This is a genomic window from Micromonospora sp. DT53 (genome assembly GCF_049841535.1).
Lineage (GTDB): Bacteria > Actinomycetota > Actinomycetes > Mycobacteriales > Micromonosporaceae > Micromonospora.
This window is the reverse complement of the sequence record NZ_JBNCKM010000008.1, coordinates 138457-157095: the sequence shown is the minus strand read 5'-3', so window position 1 is coordinate 157095 and position 18639 is coordinate 138457. Positions and strand designations below refer to the sequence as shown.

The 18639-nt window shown below is 71.7% G+C and carries 14 protein-coding genes; 13 read left to right on the top strand and 1 reads right to left on the bottom strand.

From position 1 onward, the window contains the following. The first annotated feature begins 31 nt into the window (after positions 1–31). From ACLQ3B_RS24445 to ACLQ3B_RS24430, 4 genes are read left to right on the top strand one after another with little or no spacing between them, the layout of a single operon-like run. Positions 32–2356, top strand: coding sequence for an HAD-IB family hydrolase (locus ACLQ3B_RS24445; RefSeq protein WP_425783035.1), 2325 nt, complete (start codon positions 32–34; stop codon positions 2354–2356). Further along, complete coding sequence (locus tag ACLQ3B_RS24440) at positions 2353–3609, top strand: zinc-dependent alcohol dehydrogenase (RefSeq protein ID WP_425783034.1); 1257 nt, start codon at positions 2353–2355, stop codon at positions 3607–3609. The genes ACLQ3B_RS24445 and ACLQ3B_RS24440 overlap by 4 nt, the downstream gene beginning before the upstream one ends. Positions 3610–3659: 50 nt before the next feature. Then, complete coding sequence (locus tag ACLQ3B_RS24435; RefSeq protein WP_425783033.1) at positions 3660–5237, top strand: lactate racemase domain-containing protein; 1578 nt, start codon at positions 3660–3662, stop codon at positions 5235–5237. A 13-nt stretch (positions 5238–5250) separates the two neighbouring features. After that, the gene (locus tag ACLQ3B_RS24430) at positions 5251–6177 is read left to right on the top strand and encodes a lysophospholipid acyltransferase family protein (protein WP_425783032.1); all 927 of its coding nucleotides are present in this window, start codon (positions 5251–5253) and stop codon (positions 6175–6177) included. 10 nt (positions 6178–6187) lie between these two features. Here ACLQ3B_RS24430 and ACLQ3B_RS24425 read toward each other — a convergent pair whose 3' ends face one another. Beyond that, positions 6188–6682, bottom strand: coding sequence for a hypothetical protein (locus ACLQ3B_RS24425; RefSeq protein WP_425783031.1), 495 nt, complete (start codon positions 6680–6682; stop codon positions 6188–6190). Between the two features lie 112 nt (positions 6683–6794). Between ACLQ3B_RS24425 and ACLQ3B_RS24420 the strand changes: the two genes are divergently transcribed. The 9 genes from ACLQ3B_RS24420 to ACLQ3B_RS24380 all read left to right on the top strand — a co-directional run bounded on the left by ACLQ3B_RS24420 (position 6795) and on the right by ACLQ3B_RS24380 (position 18596). Then, the gene (locus tag ACLQ3B_RS24420; RefSeq protein ID WP_425783030.1) at positions 6795–8411 is read left to right on the top strand and encodes an aldehyde dehydrogenase family protein; all 1617 of its coding nucleotides are present in this window, start codon (positions 6795–6797) and stop codon (positions 8409–8411) included. Beyond that, a complete protein-coding gene (locus tag ACLQ3B_RS24415) occupies positions 8408–9538 on the top strand; it encodes an acyl-CoA dehydrogenase family protein (RefSeq protein WP_425783029.1) in 1131 nt (376 codons plus the stop codon). The genes ACLQ3B_RS24420 and ACLQ3B_RS24415 overlap by 4 nt, the downstream gene beginning before the upstream one ends. Before the next feature lie 8 nt (positions 9539–9546). Next, positions 9547–10830 carry an aspartate aminotransferase family protein gene (locus ACLQ3B_RS24410; RefSeq protein WP_425783028.1) on the top strand — a complete coding sequence of 428 codons (1284 nt, stop codon included), beginning with the start codon at positions 9547–9549 and terminating at the stop codon, positions 10828–10830. A gap of 1 nt (position 10831) precedes the next feature. After that, entirely contained in the window at positions 10832–11320 is a 489-nt protein-coding gene (locus ACLQ3B_RS24405; RefSeq protein ID WP_425783027.1) for an SRPBCC family protein, read from the top strand. Positions 11321–11322: 2 nt separating this feature from the next. Beyond that, positions 11323–11859: a hypothetical protein gene (locus ACLQ3B_RS24400; RefSeq protein ID WP_425783026.1), complete on the top strand. Its 537-nt coding sequence runs from the start codon at positions 11323–11325 to the stop codon at positions 11857–11859. Continuing rightward, positions 11859–14714: an FAD-dependent oxidoreductase gene (locus ACLQ3B_RS24395; RefSeq protein WP_425783025.1), complete on the top strand. Its 2856-nt coding sequence runs from the start codon at positions 11859–11861 to the stop codon at positions 14712–14714. Before ACLQ3B_RS24400 ends, ACLQ3B_RS24395 begins: the two co-directional genes overlap by 1 nt. A 28-nt stretch (positions 14715–14742) precedes the next feature. Next, entirely contained in the window at positions 14743–15729 is a 987-nt protein-coding gene (locus ACLQ3B_RS24390; RefSeq protein ID WP_425783024.1) for a bifunctional lysylphosphatidylglycerol flippase/synthetase MprF, read from the top strand. 208 nt (positions 15730–15937) lie between these two features. Beyond that, a complete protein-coding gene (locus ACLQ3B_RS24385) occupies positions 15938–16198 on the top strand; it encodes a hypothetical protein (protein WP_425783023.1) in 261 nt (86 codons plus the stop codon). Between the two features lie 238 nt (positions 16199–16436). Then, positions 16437–18596: a hypothetical protein gene (locus ACLQ3B_RS24380; protein WP_425783022.1), complete on the top strand. Its 2160-nt coding sequence runs from the start codon at positions 16437–16439 to the stop codon at positions 18594–18596. Positions 18597–18639: the final 43 nt, after the last annotated feature.

Genomic DNA, 18639 nt, shown 5'->3' with positions numbered 1-18639 from the left:
CGCGCGGCCCGATTGACGCTATCCTCAGTTGGTGAATTACAACCCGGGCGACCTACCCGTCACGCCGAACTGGTCTCTCGAGGGTGCCCACGTCCTCCTCACCGGGGTGACCGGGTTCCTGGGGCAGGCATCGCTGGAGCGGCTGCTCGCCGACCACCCCGACACCCGGGTGACGGTGCTCGTGCGCGGTCGGGGCGCGACGTCGGGCGCCGACCGCGTCGCCGGGTTGACGCGCAAGCCGGTGTTCCGCACGCTGCGTCGCCGGATTGGCGGGCCCGCGCTCGCGCAGCTGCTGGCCGAGCGCGTCACCGTCATCGAGGGCGACCTCACCGACGCGGTGCCGGCGCTGCCCGAGGACCTGACCACCGTCATCCACTGTGCGTCCACGGTGTCCTTCGACCCGCCGATCGACGACGCCTTCCAGGTCAACGTCGGCGGTCTGGTCAACCTCTACGACGCGATCATCGCGCTGCCGCGGCGTCCGCACGTGCTGCACGTCTCCACTGCCTACGTCGCAGGCGCCCGAAAGGGCGTCGTGGCGGAGGCGCCGCTGGACCACGACGTCGACTGGAACGCCGAGCTCACGGCCGCGCTGGCCGCCCGCGCCGAGGTGGAGCGCGCCTCCCGCCGTCCGGAGGCGCTGCGCGCGCTGTTGGCCGAGGCCCGCGCCGAACACGGCAAGGCCGGCCCGCAGGCGACGGCGCGGGCCGCAGAGGAGGCGCGGCGTCGACGGGTGACCGAGCGGCTGGTCGACTACGGCAGGCTGCGGGCGCACAGCGTCGGCTGGCCTGATGTCTACACGTTCACCAAGGCGCTGGGGGAGCGGGTCGCCGAGCAGTACGCCCGCGACGAGGGGCTGCGGGTCTCCGTCGTCCGCCCGGCGATCGTGCAGAGCGCCCTGCGTCATCCGTTCCCCGGCTGGTTCGACTCCTTCAAGATGGTGGATCCGATCATCCTGTCGTACGGGCGCGGCACGCTCCCGGACTTCCCGGGCCTGCCCGACGCCGTGGTGGACATCGTTCCCATCGACCTGGTCACCAACGCTCTCCTGGCGGTCGCGGCCGTCGAGCCGGAACCCGGCACCCCGGTCTACTACCACGTCGGCACCGGCGCGCGGAACCCGCTCACCCAGCGTCAGCTGGACGAGAACATCCGCAACTACTTCCGCCGTCATCCGCTGCCCGAGGCGGGTCGGGGCCACATCGCGGTGCCGACCTGGCGGTTCCCCGGCGCCAGCCAGATCGAGCGGAGACTGCGCGCCGGCGAGCGTGCCGTCTCGTTCGCCGAACGGGCGCTGCTGCGGCTACCGGCCTCGCCGCGCACGCGGGACTGGATGACGAAGGTGCACAAGGAGACCAAGCGGATCGAGTCGCTGCGCCGGCTCTCCACCCTCTACGGCGTCTACACCGAGGTGGAGGCCATCTACACCGACGGCAACGTGCTGGCGCTGCACCGCCGGTTGCCCGACGAGGTGGTCAGCCGGGGCAGCTTCGACGCCGCCGAGGTGGACTGGCCGCACTACCTCCAGGAGGTGCACTGCCCGAGCATCACCGCGCTGCTGCGGCAGTCGGTGACCCGGCGTCCCCGCTCCAACAGGCGCGGGCCGCTGCCGGAGGGCCGCGACACCGTGGCGGTCTTCGACCTGGAGGGCACGGTGGTGGCGTCCAACCTCATCGAGGCCTTCCTGTGGGCCCGCCTGGCCGACCGGCCGAAGGGCGCCTGGGCCAGGGAGCTCGCCGCGCTCGCCGGCGCCGCGCCGCGCTATCTGCGCGCCGAGCAGCGCAGCCGGGGCGAGTTCATCCGGACCTTCATGCGACGGTACGCCGGCGCCTCGGAGGATGCCCTGCGTGAACTGATCCGGGACCGGCTGGGCGACGCGCTCCTGCGGCGGTCGCTGCCGGAGGCGATCCGGCAGGTTCGCGCGCATCGTGCCGCCGGCCACCGCACCATCCTGATCACCGGCACCGCGGACATCCTCATCGAGTCGCTGCGGCCGCTGTTCGACGACGTGGTCGCGAGCCGGCTACACGTGCGCGACGGCGTGCTGACCGGCTTCCTGGCCGCTCCGCCACTGGTGGGCGAGGCCCGACTGGCCTGGCTCCGCCAACACGCCGAGGACATCGGCGCCGACCTGAGCAGCTCGTACGCGTACGGCGACAGCTTCTCCGACCGATCACTTCTTGAGGGGGTGGGCAATCCGGTGGCCGTCAACCCCGATCCCAAGCTGTTCCGGCACGCCAAGCGCCACAACTGGCGCATCGAGGAGTGGGGTGGTCACACGGTCGGCCCGGTCGAGACGATGGTGGAGCTGACCACGTCGGCTGCCGGCCCCGGCGCGCGGGGAGCGGCCCGATGATGCCGGCCCTGGAGTACCGCCAGTCCACCCCGCGTTTCCTCGCCGCCCGTGGTGCCAGCTCCACCCGGCTCGGCGGTCGGATGTCCGGCGTGCTGGCCAGCAACGTGGCGCCGCTACGCCTGGTGCACCGCGCCGAGCCCAGCCTGCCCGCCGGCGAATGGGTTCGGTTGCGCCCGTTGCTGTCCGGCATCTGTGGTTCCGACGTCAGCCTGTTGACGGGCCGCTCGTCGCCCTACTTCGGCGCGGTCGTGTCGATGCCGTTCGTGCCCGGGCACGAGGTGGTCGCGGAGACCCTGGACGACCTGCCTGGCCTGGCCAAGGGCAGCCGCGTGGTGGTCGACCCGGTGCTGTCCTGCGCGGTGCGTGGCGGGACGCCCTGCCGCTGGTGCGTCGCGGGGCAGCACAGTCGGTGCGACCGGGTGACCGCCGGTCGCGTCTCCGCCGGCCTGCAGACCGGCTACTGCACCGACACCGGCGGTGGCTGGGGTCGGCAGATGGTCGCCCATGCCGCGCAGTTGCACCAGGTACCGGACACGTTGGACGACCGTCGGGCGGTGCTCGTCGAGCCGTTGGCCTGCGCGGTGCACTCGGTCCGCCGGGCGAACGTGCCGGCCGGCGCGGCCGTGCTGATCGTCGGCGCCGGCACGGTGGGCCTGCTGACCCTGCTGGCGTTGCGCGCACTGACCAAGGCCGGCCCCATCTACGTGGTCGCCAAGCACGCGCACCAGCACGCTCGGGCCCGCGAGCTCGGGGCCACCGAGGTGTTCCAGCCGTCCCGCGCGGCCCGTGCGGTGCGCCGCGCCTGCGGCGGCACCCTGGAGCAGCCCATGATCGGCGGCGACTTCCTCCTCGGTGGGGCGGATGTGGCGTTCGAGTGCACCGGCGCCGGGTCCGGCCTGGACATGGCGCTGCGGCTGGTCCGGGCCGGCGGCACGGTGCTCCTGTCCGGGATGCCCTCCGGCGGCGTGGACCTGACACCCGTGTGGTTCCGGGAGTTGAACCTTGTCGGGTCGTACGCCTCCAGCGGCAGCGCGGCGAGCCCGGCCGCCGGGCCCGAAACCGATGGGCAGGAAACCGCCGAGCCCGCTGGCGGCGCGTTCGCCGAGGCCATGGCGCTGGCCGCCGAGGCGCCTCTGGACGGCTACGTCGACGCGGTCTATCCGCTGTCGCGCTGGCGGGAGGCGCTCGGCCACGCCGCCAAGGCCGGGCAGTTGGGCGCTGTCAAGGTGGCCTTCGACCCCAGCCGGAACTGATCCAACAGTCCGACGCACACGCACGAGCCGGAACGACGAAAGGACATTTCATGAGCAGACCTGGCTTCGTGCTCGAGGTCGATGAGCGTACGCCGCCGCTGCTCGTACACCAGGGGGAGGGCTTCCTCCTCGAGCGGTTCCCGCTCGGCACGCGGGTGGTGTACCCGCCGGACTCACTGCCGCCCGTCGCCAACATCGACGCGGCCATCCAACGCGCGCTGATGCAGCCGGTGGATTCCCCGCCGCTGCCCGACCTGCTGCGCTCCGGGATGCGACTGACGATCGTCTTCGACGACCTGTCGCTCCCATTGCCGCAGATGCGTCCGCCGGACATCCGGCAGCGGGTGATCGAGCACGTGCTGGAGCTCGCCGCCGAGGCCGGTGTGGACGACGTCGAGCTGATCGCGGCGAACTCCCTGCACCGGCGGATGACGCCGGCCGAGCTGAAGCGGATCGTCGGGGAGCGGGTCTTCCGGGCGTTCTTCCCCAAGCATCTGCGCAACCACGATGCCGAGGACCCGGACGGGCTGGTCCACCTGGGCACCACCGAGCACGGCGAGGACGTGGAGATCAACCGGCGGGCGGCCGAGAGCGACCTGATCGTCTACGCCAACATCAACCTCACCGCGATGAGCGGCGGCAGCAAGTCGGTCACCGTGGGGCTCGGCTCCTACCGGAGCCTGCGCCACCACCACAACGTCCACACGCTGCGCCACTCGCGCTCCTTCAACGACCCGCCGAATTCGGCCATGCACCACTCGTACGACCGGATGGCCGAGGTGCTGGGCGAGGCGGTCAAGGTCTTCACGATCGAGACCACACTGAACCTGGACTCCTTCCCCAACCACGTCGGCTTCCTCAACCGCCGGGAGTGGGAGTGGGGGATCGGCGACCAGGTCTCCTATCTGGCCGCCAAGCGGGCCAACGACCTGGCGCCGCCCAAGCTGCGTCGACGCCTCTGGCAGAGCAACGACGCGCCGTACGGGGTGACAGGTGTCAACGCCGGCCGGCCGGATTCGGTCCACCCGCTCACCCTCGCCAACGTGCACCGCCAGCAGCTCACCGAGGTGCAGGGCCAGAGCGACATCGGTGTCTGGGGGCTGCCCTTCATCTGCCCGTACAACGTCAACTCGATCATGAACCCGATCCTGGTGATGTCGCTGGGCCTGGGCTATTTCTTCAACCTCTACCGCAACCAGCCGATCGTGCGGCGCGGCGGGGTGGGCATCTTCTACCACCCGATGCCGAAGGAGTTCCACCCCGTGCACCACCCCAGCTACATCGACTTCTTCGAGGAGGTCCTGCCGCAGACCACCGATCCGGCCGCGATCGAGGCGAAGTACGAGCAGCAGTTCGCCACCGACCCGTGGTACACCCACCTGTACCGGACCAGCTACGCCTACCACGGCGTGCACCCGTTCTACATGTGGTATTGGGGGGCCCACGCGATGGAGCACCTCGGTGATGTGATCTTCGTGGGCGCCGACCGGAAGACGGCGGCGGTGATGGGCTTCCGGGCGGCCTCCTCGCTCGCCGACGCGCTGGAGATGGCGCGTGACACCGTCGGGTCGAGCCCGAGCATCACCTACCTGCACGCCCCGCCGGTGACGCTGGCGGACGTCCGATGACCGGGGAGGCGACGTGCGCCTGATCGACGAGGTGAGGCTGCTGCGCGGCCGCCGCGACTGGCGTGGCCGGGCTACCACGCCTCGCTCCGCCGAGCCGTACGAGATCCGTCGGGAGCGCTCCGAGTTCCCGACCGACTGGGCCCGGACCCGGGCGGCGAGGGCGGTCCGCTTCGGCCTGCAGCGGGGGGTCCTCAAGTCGGTGGCCTGGACCCAGACCCACCCGGTCGTGCGCGGCACGGAGTACCTCGACGGGTTGCAGGGTCCGGCCGTCTTCGTCTCCAACCACGCGAGTCACCTGGACACGCCGCTGATCCTGGGGTCGGTGCCCCGTCGGTTCGCGCGTCGGCTGGCCGTCGGCGCGGCCGCCGACTACTTCTTCGACGCACGCTGGCGCGCCGTCGTGACGTCGTTGGTGTTCAACGCCTTCCCGATCGAGCGGCAGGGCGATCAGCGGCTGCGCAGTCGCGCGACCAAACTGCTCGCCGACGGTTGGAGCCTGCTGCTCTTCCCGGAGGGCAGCAGGTCCGCCGACGGCTGGATGAGCGGGATGCGGCTGGGCGCGGCCCATCTGTGCTGCACACACGGGGTGCCGGCGGTGCCGGTCGCGCTGCGCGGCACGTTCGGTGCCATGCCGCGCGGACGGAACTGGCCGGTGCCGGGCCGGCGCACCGTCGTCGTTCGCTACGGCCGGCCGCTGTGGCCCCGCGAAGGCGAGGGGGCACGGGCGTTCCACGAGCGGATGTCCGCCGCGGTCGGCCGGCTGTGGGTGGAGGAGGAGGTCGGCTGGTACCGCTCGCTGCGTACTCCGCCGGCGGTCGCGGTCGCCTCCACCGCCGGGCCGCAGGCCGCCGAGTGGCGGCGGATGTGGGAGTCGACGCGTCCGCTGCCCGCAGCCGACGGCCGGCCGGCCCGACGGATCTGGCCGATCAGTCGGTCGTGACCGGCCCGCGCTACGCCCGCTCGCGCGGGAGGTCGACGCCGTGCGGGGCCGCGCTGGGCGCACTGCCGGCCGGGATCCCGTAGGCGCCGAAGAAGACCGCCAGCCCCACCACGACGGTGAATGCCAGCAAGGCGTTCTCCGCGACGCTGTCGACGATCGGCAGCGCCTCCGCGTGGGCCAGGTGGAACAGAAGATGTGGTGTGTTCGCGACAACCGCTGCGGCCGCTGCGGCGAGGCACAACTCCCGCACCGGCCGCACGGCCGCCCACCCGAGGACGACCGCCAACGCCAGGTAGGCGTAGCCCAGATCGGACAGCAGGTGCCCGTTGTACGGGCCGCCGGCGGCCACCCAGCCCGCGCCGAACGGGAACCAGTCGAAGAACCACCGCGGCGCCACGGACGCTGGTACGCCGAGGGCGAGCATCTGCGCGGCCAGTATCGCCGAGCCGATCCGAACCCACCGCAGTGGACGTTTCCTGTGCGCATCTGCTTCGTGTGTCGGCATCTTGCCTCTGCTCTGAGGTTCGTTGACACCCTTCAACCCGGGCATCTATGGTTCGACCACTCCTCGCTTAATGAATTACTAGCACAGAGTCGCTCACGGGAAGGCTGAGACGTTGCGATCGTACGGGTCCTACATCGCAGGTCAGGACGTTCCGGCGGACAAGTGGGTGCATTGCCTGCGTGCCTCGGCCGTGCTCGACGACATGCTGCCGCAGCTCTCCCTGAAGCGCGACCTGGATCGCGGCCGGCGCCACGACGGTGACGACCACGCCAGCGTGCTGGCCCGGTGTGCGGTGGCCGACGACACCGTCGTGGAGCGGGCCATCCAGGCCGCTGCGGCGGCTGCCCCGGTCTGGGGCGCGATGCCGCTCGAGGTGCGGCTCCGGGTGGTGCACCGGCTGCACGAGGAGCTGCGCCGGCGGCACGACGAGGTGGTGGAGGTCCTCGTCCAGGAGGGCCACCCGCGGGCGCTCGCCGAGTGGGAGCTGGCCGGTTGCCTGCACGGCACCAGTCCCGAGACCGTCGGGCTGTGCGCCGAGCAGATGCACCGGGAGTACGAAGACGCGCACCGACGCCTGTTGGTGGTGCGCAAGCCGGACGGCGTGGTCGCGCTGAGCCCGCCGCAGAACGCGGCGGCGGTCAATTCACTGCTCGGGGTGCCCGCGCTCGCCGCCGGCAACGCGCTCGTCGTCAAGGCGCCGCGCGGAAGCCCGTACGGCGTGATGTTCGTGCTCCGGGAGATCGTGGCACCGATCCTCGACGAGGTCGGCGCGCCGCCCGGCACCCTGAACATCGTCTGCGGCCCGCCCAAGAGGATCCTCGACCAGTTCTTGGCCAGCCCACTCGTCAACGACATCTTCTACTTCGGCAGCAGCGAGCTCGGCATCCCGCTCGGTGAGGAGGCGGTGCGCCGGGGCAAGAAGCCGATTCTGGAGCTGGCCGGCAACGACGGCTGCGTGGTGTGGCACGACGCCGATCTCGACCGTGCCGCCGAGGCGCTCACCGAGAGCTTCTTCGGATCCGGGCAGATCTGCATGGTGCCCAACTACGTGGTGGCCCATCCGGACATCGCCGACCGCCTGCTGGCCCGCCTGATCAGCCACGCTCGCAAGATCCGTCCCGGCTACCCCGAGGATCCCGACGTCCTGCTGTCGCCGGTCCTGAAGAGCGACCAGTTCGCTCGGTACGTCGAGCAGGCCACCGAGAGCGGCGCCGAGGTGCTCGCCGGCGGTAACCGGATGGAGCTGGACGGCTCGATATCGTCCACCGGGCTGTTCGTCGAGCCGACCATTCTGCGGGTCGACGGCCTGGCCCGCGCCCGGTCGGTGTGGGCGGTGGCCCGGGAGACCTTCTTTCCGCTCCTGCCGGTCGTGGTGTCCGAGAGCGACCGCGGCGACGGCTTGCTCGACGACGTCATCGATTTCCTCAACGCCAACGAGTACGGCCTGCGCAACTCCGTCTGGGCCGGCGACGAGTCGACGGTGGACCAGTTCGTCGCCCGGGTGCACAACGGCGGCCTACTCAAGATCAACGACTCGCACATCGGCTTCGTGCCGTACCTGTCCACCCACGGTGGCGCCGGGTTGACCGGCGGGCCCCTGGGCGAGAGCAACTATCCGATGTTGCGCACGTCGCACCTGCAGGGCATCAGCATCGGCCGCGACGTCCAACCCCGGCGGGCGGCGCTGGCGTCCCCGCTGCGTGCCGAGCGGGAGGGTCTGGCCGCATGAGCTTTCTCGATACCGAGCGGGACGCCTGCGAGGTGCTGCTCCCGGGCCTGCTCAAGAGGCTCGGCGAGTTTCCGCTGATGGAGCTGGAACGCCGGGGCGGCCCGGGCATCGGGCTCTTCCGTGAGGCCGGGGGCCCCGGCCTGGTGGTTCCCAAGACCTACCACGGGCTCGGCGCCACCGCGCTGCAGGCGGTGCGGGTCACCCGCGCCCTGGCCGCGCAGGCGCCGTCACTGGCGGTCGCCACCACGATGCACCAGTTCTCGGTGGCCGGCCTGGTGGCCCTGGCCCGGGCGAACGTGGGGTTCGAATGGATGCTGCTGGAGGCGGTCGCGACCGACCGCCGGCTGGTGGCGTCCGGCTTCGCCGAGGGCCACGCCGGCCGCGGCATCCTGACACCCACCATGACGGCCCGACGCGACGGCGCCAACTGGCGGGTCACCGGGGCGAAGCGCCCGTGCAGCCTCTCCGCCTCGATGGACCTGCTGACCGCGAGCGTCGCCGTGCCCACCGAGGACGGTGGCACCAGACTCGGGGTGGTGCTCATCCCGGCGGGGTCGCCGGGCATCACCATCGAGCCGTTCTGGGCGTCGTCGGTGCTCACCGGCGCCGAGTCCGACGCTGTGTTGCTCGATGACGTGGAGGTGCATCCGGACCTGTTCGTCTACCCGGAGATCGCGCTCGACGGCCAGCTCGACGACCTGCAGACGGTCGGGTTCGTGTGGTTCCAACTCCTGGTGACCGCGTGTTACCTGGGGGTCGCATCGGCGCTTGTGGAACGCGCCATCACGCGTGGCCGGGGACCGGCCACCGACCGGGCGGACGTGGCGACCGCCGTGCAGGGCGCCGCGATCATGTTGGACGGCGCGGCGCGGAGCCTCGACGACGGCGACGGCGGCAACGACGCGCTGGGCCGGGCCCTGGTGGTGCGGTTCGCCGCCGCCAACGCGATCGCCACCGCGGTACGAGGTGCGGTGGACCTGCTCGGGGGGATGGCTTTCATCTCCTCGCCCGAGGTGGCCTATCTCGCCGCCGCGTCGCACGCGGTCGCCTTCCACCCACCGTCCCGCGCGAGCGTCGCCGACGAGCTGACGAACTGGCTCACCGGCCAGCCGCTCGTGTTGAGCTAGGGGGAGCGGTGACCACCAGCAGGCTAGAGGCGGACTCCCAGGTACGGGACAAGGTACGGGACAACTATCGCCGGTTCCTGTCCCGGGGCCGCGCGAAGCTCGGCGACATGTTCGGTGGGCACGTCGAGGTCGGCTCCGAGGGCCCCTGGGTCTACACCTCGGACGGTGACCGCTTCCTCAACGCCGGTGGTTACGGCGTGTTCCTCCACGGTGCCCGGCACCCGGCCGTGGTCGCCGCGGTCATCGCGCAGATTCAGAGCCACCCGATAGCGACCCGCCTGCTGCTGGAGCCGTCGGTGGGCGACGCCGCGGCGGCGCTCGTCGCGGTGGCGCCCCCCGGTCTGACTCGGGTGCACTTCGCGGGCTCCGGCGCGGAGGCCGTGGAGGCGGCCATCAAGATGGCCCGTGCCCATGGCCGGCGCAGACTCGTCTCAGCCGTTGGCGGCTACCACGGTAAGACCATGGGCGCCCTGTCCGTCACCGGGCAGGATCTCTACCAGCAACCCTTCCGTCCGCTGTTGCCGGATGTCACGCACGTGCCGTACGGCGACCCCGAGGCGTTGGGTGCCGCGCTGGCCGGCGGCCCGCCGGCCTGCGTGATTCTGGAGCCGGTGCAGGGCGAGGGTGGAGTGGTGATTCCACCGCCCGGTTACCTGCGCGAAGTGTCCCGGCTGTGCCGGCAGCACGGCGGATTCCTGGTGCTCGACGAGATTCTCACCGGCGTCGGCCGACTCGGTCACTGGTGGGGCGCCGACCGGGAGGACGTCCGACCGGATGTGCTGCTGGCCGGAAAGAGCCTGTCCGGCGGCATCGTGCCGGTCTCGGCCGTGATCGCCACGGCCGACGCGTTCCAGGCCTTCGACAAGGACCCGTTCCTGCACACGTCGACGTTCTCCGGCGCGCCGATCGCGATGGCGGCCACCCGAGCGGCGATCGCGGCCGTCACGGACGAAGGACTCATCGACCGGGCGGCGACGCTCGGCGCCGAGTTGTTGACCCGCCTGCAGGCGGTGGCCGCCCCGTACCCGCACCTGGTCCGCCAGGTACGCGGGGTCGGGCTGCTGATCGGCGTGGAGTTCGCCGGCCCGGGGCTGGCCGGCGAGGCGATCCTCGAGCTCCTCAGCGCCCGGGTGATCGTGAACCATTCGATGATCGCCAGCACCGTGCTGCGCCTCACCCCGCCCGCGGTGTTGTCCGGCGACGAGGTCGCCCTCCTGGTCGAGGCGTTCGACCGCGCGCTGCGCACGCTCGCCCACCGCTATCCGACCGCACACCGGCTGGGGGTCCACTGACATGCGACGTGTCGAGATTCAGGCGTTCCTGCCCAGCGGCGACGGCAGTGCGGTCTTCGATCAGCTTGTCGACTTCGAACGCTATCCGCATCTGGTCGACGTGGTGCAGACGGTCACCGTGCAGACGCCGACCGACGCGCGGCGGATCGTCAGCTCGTGGGAGGTCCTGTTCCGCAACGGAATCCTCGCCTGGACCGAGGCCGACGAGCTGGACCGCGATCGTCTCTCCATCGAGTTCGCCCAGATCGACGGTGACTTCGACGAGTTCTCCGGCGCCTGGACGCTGCGGCAGGCACCGGACGGCGTGGCGATCACGTTCGTGGCGGGTTTCGACTTCGGCGTGCCCAGCCTCGCCAGCATCATCGATCCGGTCGCCGAGCGGGTGCTCACCGAGACGATCCACCACGTCCTTCGTGGGTTGTTTCCGGCGGTGGACATCCCGGACGGCGTCCTGGTGACCACGCCGATCGGCGTCAGCGGGAGGGATTGAGCATGGATCAGCAGAACACGTTCGACACGCCGACGATCGCCCGACTGCACCGTGCGGAGTACCTGGCCGGGCTTGCGCTGGCGAGCGGACTGTTGCTCGCGCACTGGGACGACGTCCGCTGGCTCCCGGCAATCGGGCTGTTCCTCTACATCGACCTGATCGGGTACGTCCCCGGCGCCATCGCCTACCGGCGCAGCCCCGACGGGCAGATTCCGAAGGCGTACTACGTTCTCTACAACAGCATGCACAGCCTGCTCAGCGCCGGGCTCGTGGTGGCGCTGTGGGCCTGGTTGATCGGCCCCGAGTGGGCGCTGTTGGCCGTGCCGATCCACCTGTTCGGTGACCGCTCGCTCTTCGGCAACCAGCTCAAGCCCTTCGGCGTACCGTTCGAGCCGAAGCGTCTGCCGGCCTTCGACGCGCTGCTGCGGGAGGTGGCTGGCCGTCCGTCGGCGGGGCCGGCCGGGCGAGCCGCCGACTCGCCATCCGGCGGTCCGACTGCCACGGCCGCGACCACGCCGAGACCCACCTCGGTGGTCTGATGAGCGGGTCGGGCTCCGCGGCGAGCGGTTGGCAGCGCGACGACCCACGGGCCGCGCGACAACCCGCGCTGGCCGGCGACGACGAGGCGACAGTCGCGATCGTCGGTGGCGGTCTGGCCGGGCTGACACTGGCGTACCAGCTGACGAACCACCTGCCCGGGAGCGACATCCTGGTCCTGGAGGCCACCGAGGTCGGTTCCGGCGCCAGCGGGCACAGCACGGGCATCGTCGGCCCCGGGGTCGGTGGCCCGATCACCACACTTGTCAAGCGGTACGGGCCCGACCGGGCCCGGGCCATGTTCGGCGCCACGCTCGACGGGATCGCCGCGCTGCGGCGGCTGGCCCGGGCACTGCCCGACGGCTGTGAGCTGACCGACGGCTTCCAACTCGTGGCCGCGTCGGCACCGGCGCACACCGGCTCACTGCGGCGGCAGGCGCAGACCCTGCGCGATCTCGGCTTCGACGCCTCCTATCTCGACCGCGACGGCACCGCCGAACGGCTGGGCACCACCCGCTACCACGGCGCGCTGTGCTATCCCGACATCTCGCTGATCAACCCATGGCTGCTGGTCCAGTCACTGCGGGCGGCGCTGCTCGCGGCCGGGGTGCGCATCGCCGAGAACACGCCGGTCACCGGACTCACCGGCGGTGCCCCGGTCACCCTGACCGCCGGTGGGCACCGGGTACGCGCCCGGCGCGTGGCCCTGACCACGGACGGCTTCACCACCGGGCTGGGCCTGTTCACCCGGAACGTCGCGGTGATCCGTACCCATGTCCTGCGCACCGAACCGGTGCCACCGCACCTGCTCGCCGAGAGCGGTTGGGACGGTCGCGGCGCCGCCATCGACAGCCGTTCGTTCTTCAACTACCTACGGTTGACCGCGCGTGGCCGGTTGCTGTTCGGCGGTGGTCCCGCCCTGCTGGAGCCTCGCGTCGACGAGCGCGGCGTGGCCGCGGTGCGGGCCCGGCTGGTACGCGAACTCGCCGAGACCTTTCCGGCGTTGGCGGACGTGCCGGTGACCGATTTCTGGTCCGGGGTCACGGCATCGACCTTCGACCGACTGCCCATCGTCGGCCCGGTGCCGGGCCAGGCGGGCGTGTGGTTCGCCGGCGCCTGGTGTGGGCACGGCCTGGCCCTCTCCGCGTTGACGGCCGAGCTGCTCGCTCCCCGGCTGGCCGAGGTCGTCGGTGGCTCGGGCCCGGTGGCGGCCGACCGGCCGGCGCCGATGCCGGACCTGCCCTGGATGCGCGGCACCGCGAGCCTGATGCCGACGGGCCGGGTCGGCAACCTGTTGTTGGCCGGGTACCTGCGCGGGCTGGACGCGGTCGACAGGCTCGCCCCTGCCCGCCGGTCGGCGCGGTCGACCCCACCCGCCCTCGCGCTTCCCGCCGTGCCGGCCGAGCCGACGCCGGTCACCCCGGCGGCCCCGCCGCCGGCGGCTGCGGCGACAGTTCCGCCGGCGGCTGCGGCGACAGTTCCGCCGGCGGCTGCGGCGACAGATCCGCCGGTGGCACCGGCGACCGCCGCGGCGGTGGCCGGGAGCCGCCCGGTGGAGCAGCAGGTCGACATCGTGATCGTCGGGGCCAGGGTGGCCGGCTCGGCGCTGGCTGCCCGGCTCGCCGCGGCCGGCCTGTCGGTGGCGCTCTTCGACCGCGGTGACCTGCCGACGCCGACCCTGTCCACGCACATCCTGCACGGCACCGAGGACCTGCGGATCGAGGGCGTGTACGACACGGTCGTCGCGCTCGGCGTACCGCCGCTGCACGACGTGTGGGTTCGACTGGACGACGTGGAGTTGCACTTCCGCCACCCCGACAACCCCGGTTTGTGTCCGCAGCGGGAGGTTCTCGATCAGGTCCTGCTGGACCGGGCGGCCGCCGCCGGTGCCAAGACCTCCACCGGCACCGCCGTGGTCGGTCTGCGGCGCGGTTCCGACGGCACGGTGAGCGGCGTGACCGTGCAGCACGCCGACGGATCGGTCCGGGACGTGTCGGCGCAGCTGGTGATCGGCGCGGACGGCCGCAACTCGTCGGTGGCCCGCTGGGTGGGCGCTCGGCAGTACCTCACCACGCGCAGCGAACGGGCCCTGCTCTGGCGATACTTCACAGGTGTCCGGATCCCGCCGGCGCTGCTGTGGCACCGCATCGGGGTGCACATCGTCTCGATCCTGCCGACCGGGCCCGAGGACTTCGTGCTCATCGCGCAGCCTCCCGAGCAGTTGCAGGGCGAGCTGGCCGGCCGTGACGTGGCCGGGTTCCTGCGCCACGTGGAGTCGGTCAGCCCGGCGGTGGCCGAGCTGGCCGCTGCCGCCCGGCCGGTCGGGAACCTCAACCGCGTGGTGCGCTACCCCTGCTTCTTCCGGCAGCCGTTCGGGCCGGGCTGGGCTCTGGTGGGCGACGCGGGGCACGCCAAGGACGCGACCCTGGGCCACGGGATCAACGACGCGCTGCGCAGCGCCCGCGGACTCGCGGCGGTGCTCACGGCACACTGGGGACAGCCGGCGGCGCTGTCGTCGGGTCTGGCCCGGTGGGCCCGCGACCGGGACAGGACCGAGCTGGCGAACTACTGGTACGGCCAGGACATCGGCCGTGGTGGTGCGGTCACCGCGATGGAGCGCGCGGTCCTCGCCGGGATCCAGCGCGACTCCCGGGCGGTGGGCCGGCTCGACGACGTGATGGGCGACCGGCTCGACGCCGACCGGCTGCTCACCCTGCCCCGGCTGGTGGGTGCCGTCGCCCAGCGGGTGACCAGCGGCGAACCCGCCTCGGTCGTCGGACGCGAGGCCGTCGACCTTGTCCAGCTCGCGTGGGCGCGCCGGCGGGCGGCGACTCGCCACGCTCCGTCCGCTCCCTGATGAGGTGGAGGCCGCTGCTGTGGAACCAATGAGCGCTCTGGCCGTCCTGCGTCGGCACGCGCAGCATTCCAGCGCCGCGCTGGCGTTGAACAAGGACACGCGGCACTTCACCGTGCCCGGCCTCGACGGGTTCATCGCGTACCGGCCGGCCGGCCGCCGTCACGCCGTGCAGTTGGGGAGCGTCTACGCGGACCCGGACGACTGTAAGCGGCTGCTCGGCGCCTTCCATGGCTGGGCCCGGCAGGAGGGCCGGCGGCTCTGCGCGATCCAGCTCACCCCGGACGACCTCGACCTGTACGCCGAGTTCGGTTACCAGCTCAGTCAACTCGGCGCCGCGTACTCGATCGACCTGGATGGTTTCCGCCTGAGCGGGCGGAAGTTCGAGAAGGTCCGCAACAAGTTGGCCCGCTCCCGACGGGCCGGAGTCACAGTCGTGGAGGCCGGCCGGGACGTGCCGTACGACGCTCGGCTCGCGGCGAAACTCGACGCCATGGATGCCCGTTGGCTGGCCGACAAGGGTCGGCACGTCAAGCAGATCGAGTTCCTGGTTGGTGAGCGCAGCCGCCAGGACGACCGGGTGCGACGGCTGTTCCTCGCGTTGTCCGACGGTGAGCCGGTGGCGTATGTGTCGTATTCCCCGGCGTTCGGCCGGGAAGGCGGATGGCTGTACGACATCACCCGCCGCGAACCCGACGCGCCGCCGGGCGCGGTCGATCTGGCGTTCGTCGTCGCGTTGCAACGCTTCCAGGCCGAGGGCGTGCGGTGGTTGCACCTGGGCCTCACGCCCTTCCGGGCGCTGTCGGCCCTGCATCAGCCGGTCTCCGGCAGCCACCGGGGCACCGACCGTCTGATCGGGTTCATCGCCGAGCACGGGGACTGGATCTACCCGGCCCGCAGCCAGGCCGAGTTCAAGGAGAAGTGGCAGCCGCGGGTGACGCCCGAGTACGTCGGTTTCTATCCGAACGTGTCGCTGCGGACCGTGTGGCGGTTGCTGCGGTTGACCCGGGCGGTGTGACAGCTCGGCCGCCGGTCGGGGCCGCCGGCCGCCGGATGACCGACATCCCCGGTATCGCCGAGGCGCGGCCCTGGACGAACCGGTCAGCCACCGACAGCCACACGGTGCCGCGTCGCCTGGCCGTGGTCGGCGGCGGAGCGGCCTGCTTCCTGGCTCGTGGCCGGACGTCGACGACTCGTGCACCGTCCGGGAGATCGACGGTGACTGGTTGTACGCGATCGGCGATGTCAACCGCCGGGCGCTGCTCACCCATGCGGGCAAGTACCAGGCCCGGGTCGTCGGCAACGTGCTCGCCGCCCGGGCGGCGGACCGCCCGCTGGACACCACCGCGTGGGGCCGCATCAGGCCACCGCCGGCGACGATAGCGGTCGCCGCCCAGGTCCCGATCGAACGGCCGTGGCACGCGGTGCCCTCGTTCCCGACGATCAGTGAGGTGTGGCTGCGGCTGCTCGAGGTTCATCGCGGCTGAGACCCGGGGCTGGTGCCAAGCCGGTCAACCCGAAGGGTCAACGGTTGGTCTCGGTCGGGCGGGGTACACCGCCGCGAGTGGCGAAGGGCTGTGCTCACCCGGTTTGGCCACCGGAGGTGCTTCGGAGGAGCCGATGTCGGGTGCATCAGCGCGGTCACGCGGACGGCGGATCTCCGATGACGTGGTGGAGCTGCGGGTCCATGGGGCTGCCAGTGCGAGCGCCTCTCAGGTCCTGGACATGGCAGAGGTCGAGCAGGTCGCGGGCGACCGCAGTGGGGGCTTCTACCGACCCCGCCGCCACTGTTCGTGCAGCAGCGGTGAACGGGTGACGCTGGAGGCGTACCGCTGGGCCGACCTGCCCTCCGGAACTGTGGTCCGCACGCTGTCGCTGGTGTTCCTCCTGCCGTTCATGCTGGCCAACCTGGCGATCTGGATGCGACCGGCGAACCCCGGCTCCGATGCGACGGTCAGGTCCCTGTGCCGGCTGCTGGCGCTCACTCTCACCGTGCTGTACGTGTTGGCCTTCGCGGGCGTGACGCTGGACCTGATCGCGTGGAAGTGCATGGGCTCGTCACACTGCCTGGCCGGGCGCATCTGGTTGTCCTGGTTGGGTGGGCAACCGGTGGGCCTGCGCCTGGCGGTGCTCGCGGTGGTTCCGGCCGCCGCCATCGGCCTGCTCTGGCGGGCCAGCGCGCGACCAGGGAAGGTCTTCGACGCCTTCCGCGCTCCCGCGGACGAGGTCTCCGGGCACCGACTCAGCGAGATCGGTCAGTGGGACGCCGGGCCACTCGTGGGTCGGCTGCGCTCGATTCACGTCGCGGCGGCGTTCGCGACACTGGACGTCGTTCTGCTCGCCGCCCGAGCCGAAACCGGCGCCTCGGCCGGCACGATCGCGCTGGCCGTGGCCACCGGGGCGGTGCTGGCCACCTGCGCGGTCCTGCTCTGCATGCCCCCGGTGATCGACCGGGCCGCCCTGGATCAGCGACTGGACCGAATCACCCGCACGGTGCGGACGGTCGCCGTCGTCCTGACCATCGTGGTGACGGCCCACGTCCTGGCCAGCCCAGCGCCGTGGCACGAGGGGGGCGGTCTACCCGGCTACGGCGCGATCCTCACCTCGCTGTTCGTTGCCCAGACGACCCTGCTGATCGCCCTCGGAGCTGTGTTGCTCCGGGCCCGGGACCGGCGGCGGGGTGCCATTCCGCTGCTCGGGCTGGGCGCGTTGGTGATCGCGGCCAGCGCGGTCAGTCTGGCGGTGGCGGTGTCCGCCGAGCTGGTCTACCGGGTGGCGGACTTCCTGGACCGCGACGCACCGACCGGAGAGGGCCTGGCCTCCGGTCTGCCGCCGGCGCTGACCTGGGCGATCTTCGGCTTCTTCCGGGCAGTGCTGTTCACGCTGGTGGTGGCGGTTCCGGTCATTCTGATCTCCCGACGCCGCCGTCGCCGTGCCGCGGCGGCGATCGTGGCGTGCGACTACCCGGATCGCCCGCCCGGAGCAGCGACCCGACTGCGGCAGGTGCGCGAGGCGATAGCCAGGGCCCGCTTCACGGAGAGACTGATCCCACTGGCCGTGGTCTACGCCTGCCTGGCCGGGATCGGCACGGCCACCACCACCGTCGGTCTGCTGGATCTGCTCCCGAGCGAATCCGTGCAGCGGTACGCGCGGCTGCCCGGTGACCTGATCACCTTCTCCATCGCGTTCGGGAGCTGGGGGATCGCCGCGATCATCCTCGGTCTGGCCGTCGGCGGAATCTTCGCCTACCGGACAGTCGAATTCAGGCGCCACGTCGGTGTCCTGTGGGACCTGGGCACGTTCTGGCCCCGGGCCGCCCATCCGTTCGCCCCACCCTGCTACGCCGAACGAGCCGTGCCGGAGCTGACCCGACGAATCATGTACCTGGTCGGACGCGGCAACCCCGTGCTGCTCACCGCCCACAGCCACGGTTCGGTCCTGGCCGCCGCGACAGTGCTTCAGTTACCGCCCCAGGTCAGCAGCCGAGTCGCTCTCCTGACGCACGGCTCACCACTGAGCCGGCTCTACGCGCGGCTGTTTCCCGCCTTCGTCGACGACGAGGTGCTGTACGAGATCGGCGATCGGGTCGGGTGGCGGTGGGTGAACCTGTGGCGCGACACCGACTCGATCGGCGGCTGGATATTCTCCGCCCACCGGACGGGCGCGCCGGTCACCGTCGGCCGCCCGGCACCTGTGGACCGCCGGCTACGAGATCCGGTCGATGTGGTGGCGCCGCCCGGCGACAGCGTCCCGCCACCGATCCAGGGACACCGCCCCTGCGGATCGGACCAGCGGTACGCCGAAACGGCCCACGAGTTGATCGAGCGCCTTCGCCAGCCGACCGACTCGGGGCCTCTTCCGGGCGGCCCACCGACCGGGCTCTGACGGATCTGTGAGAGTGACGAGGGCGGGCCCGAGTCGCATGAGC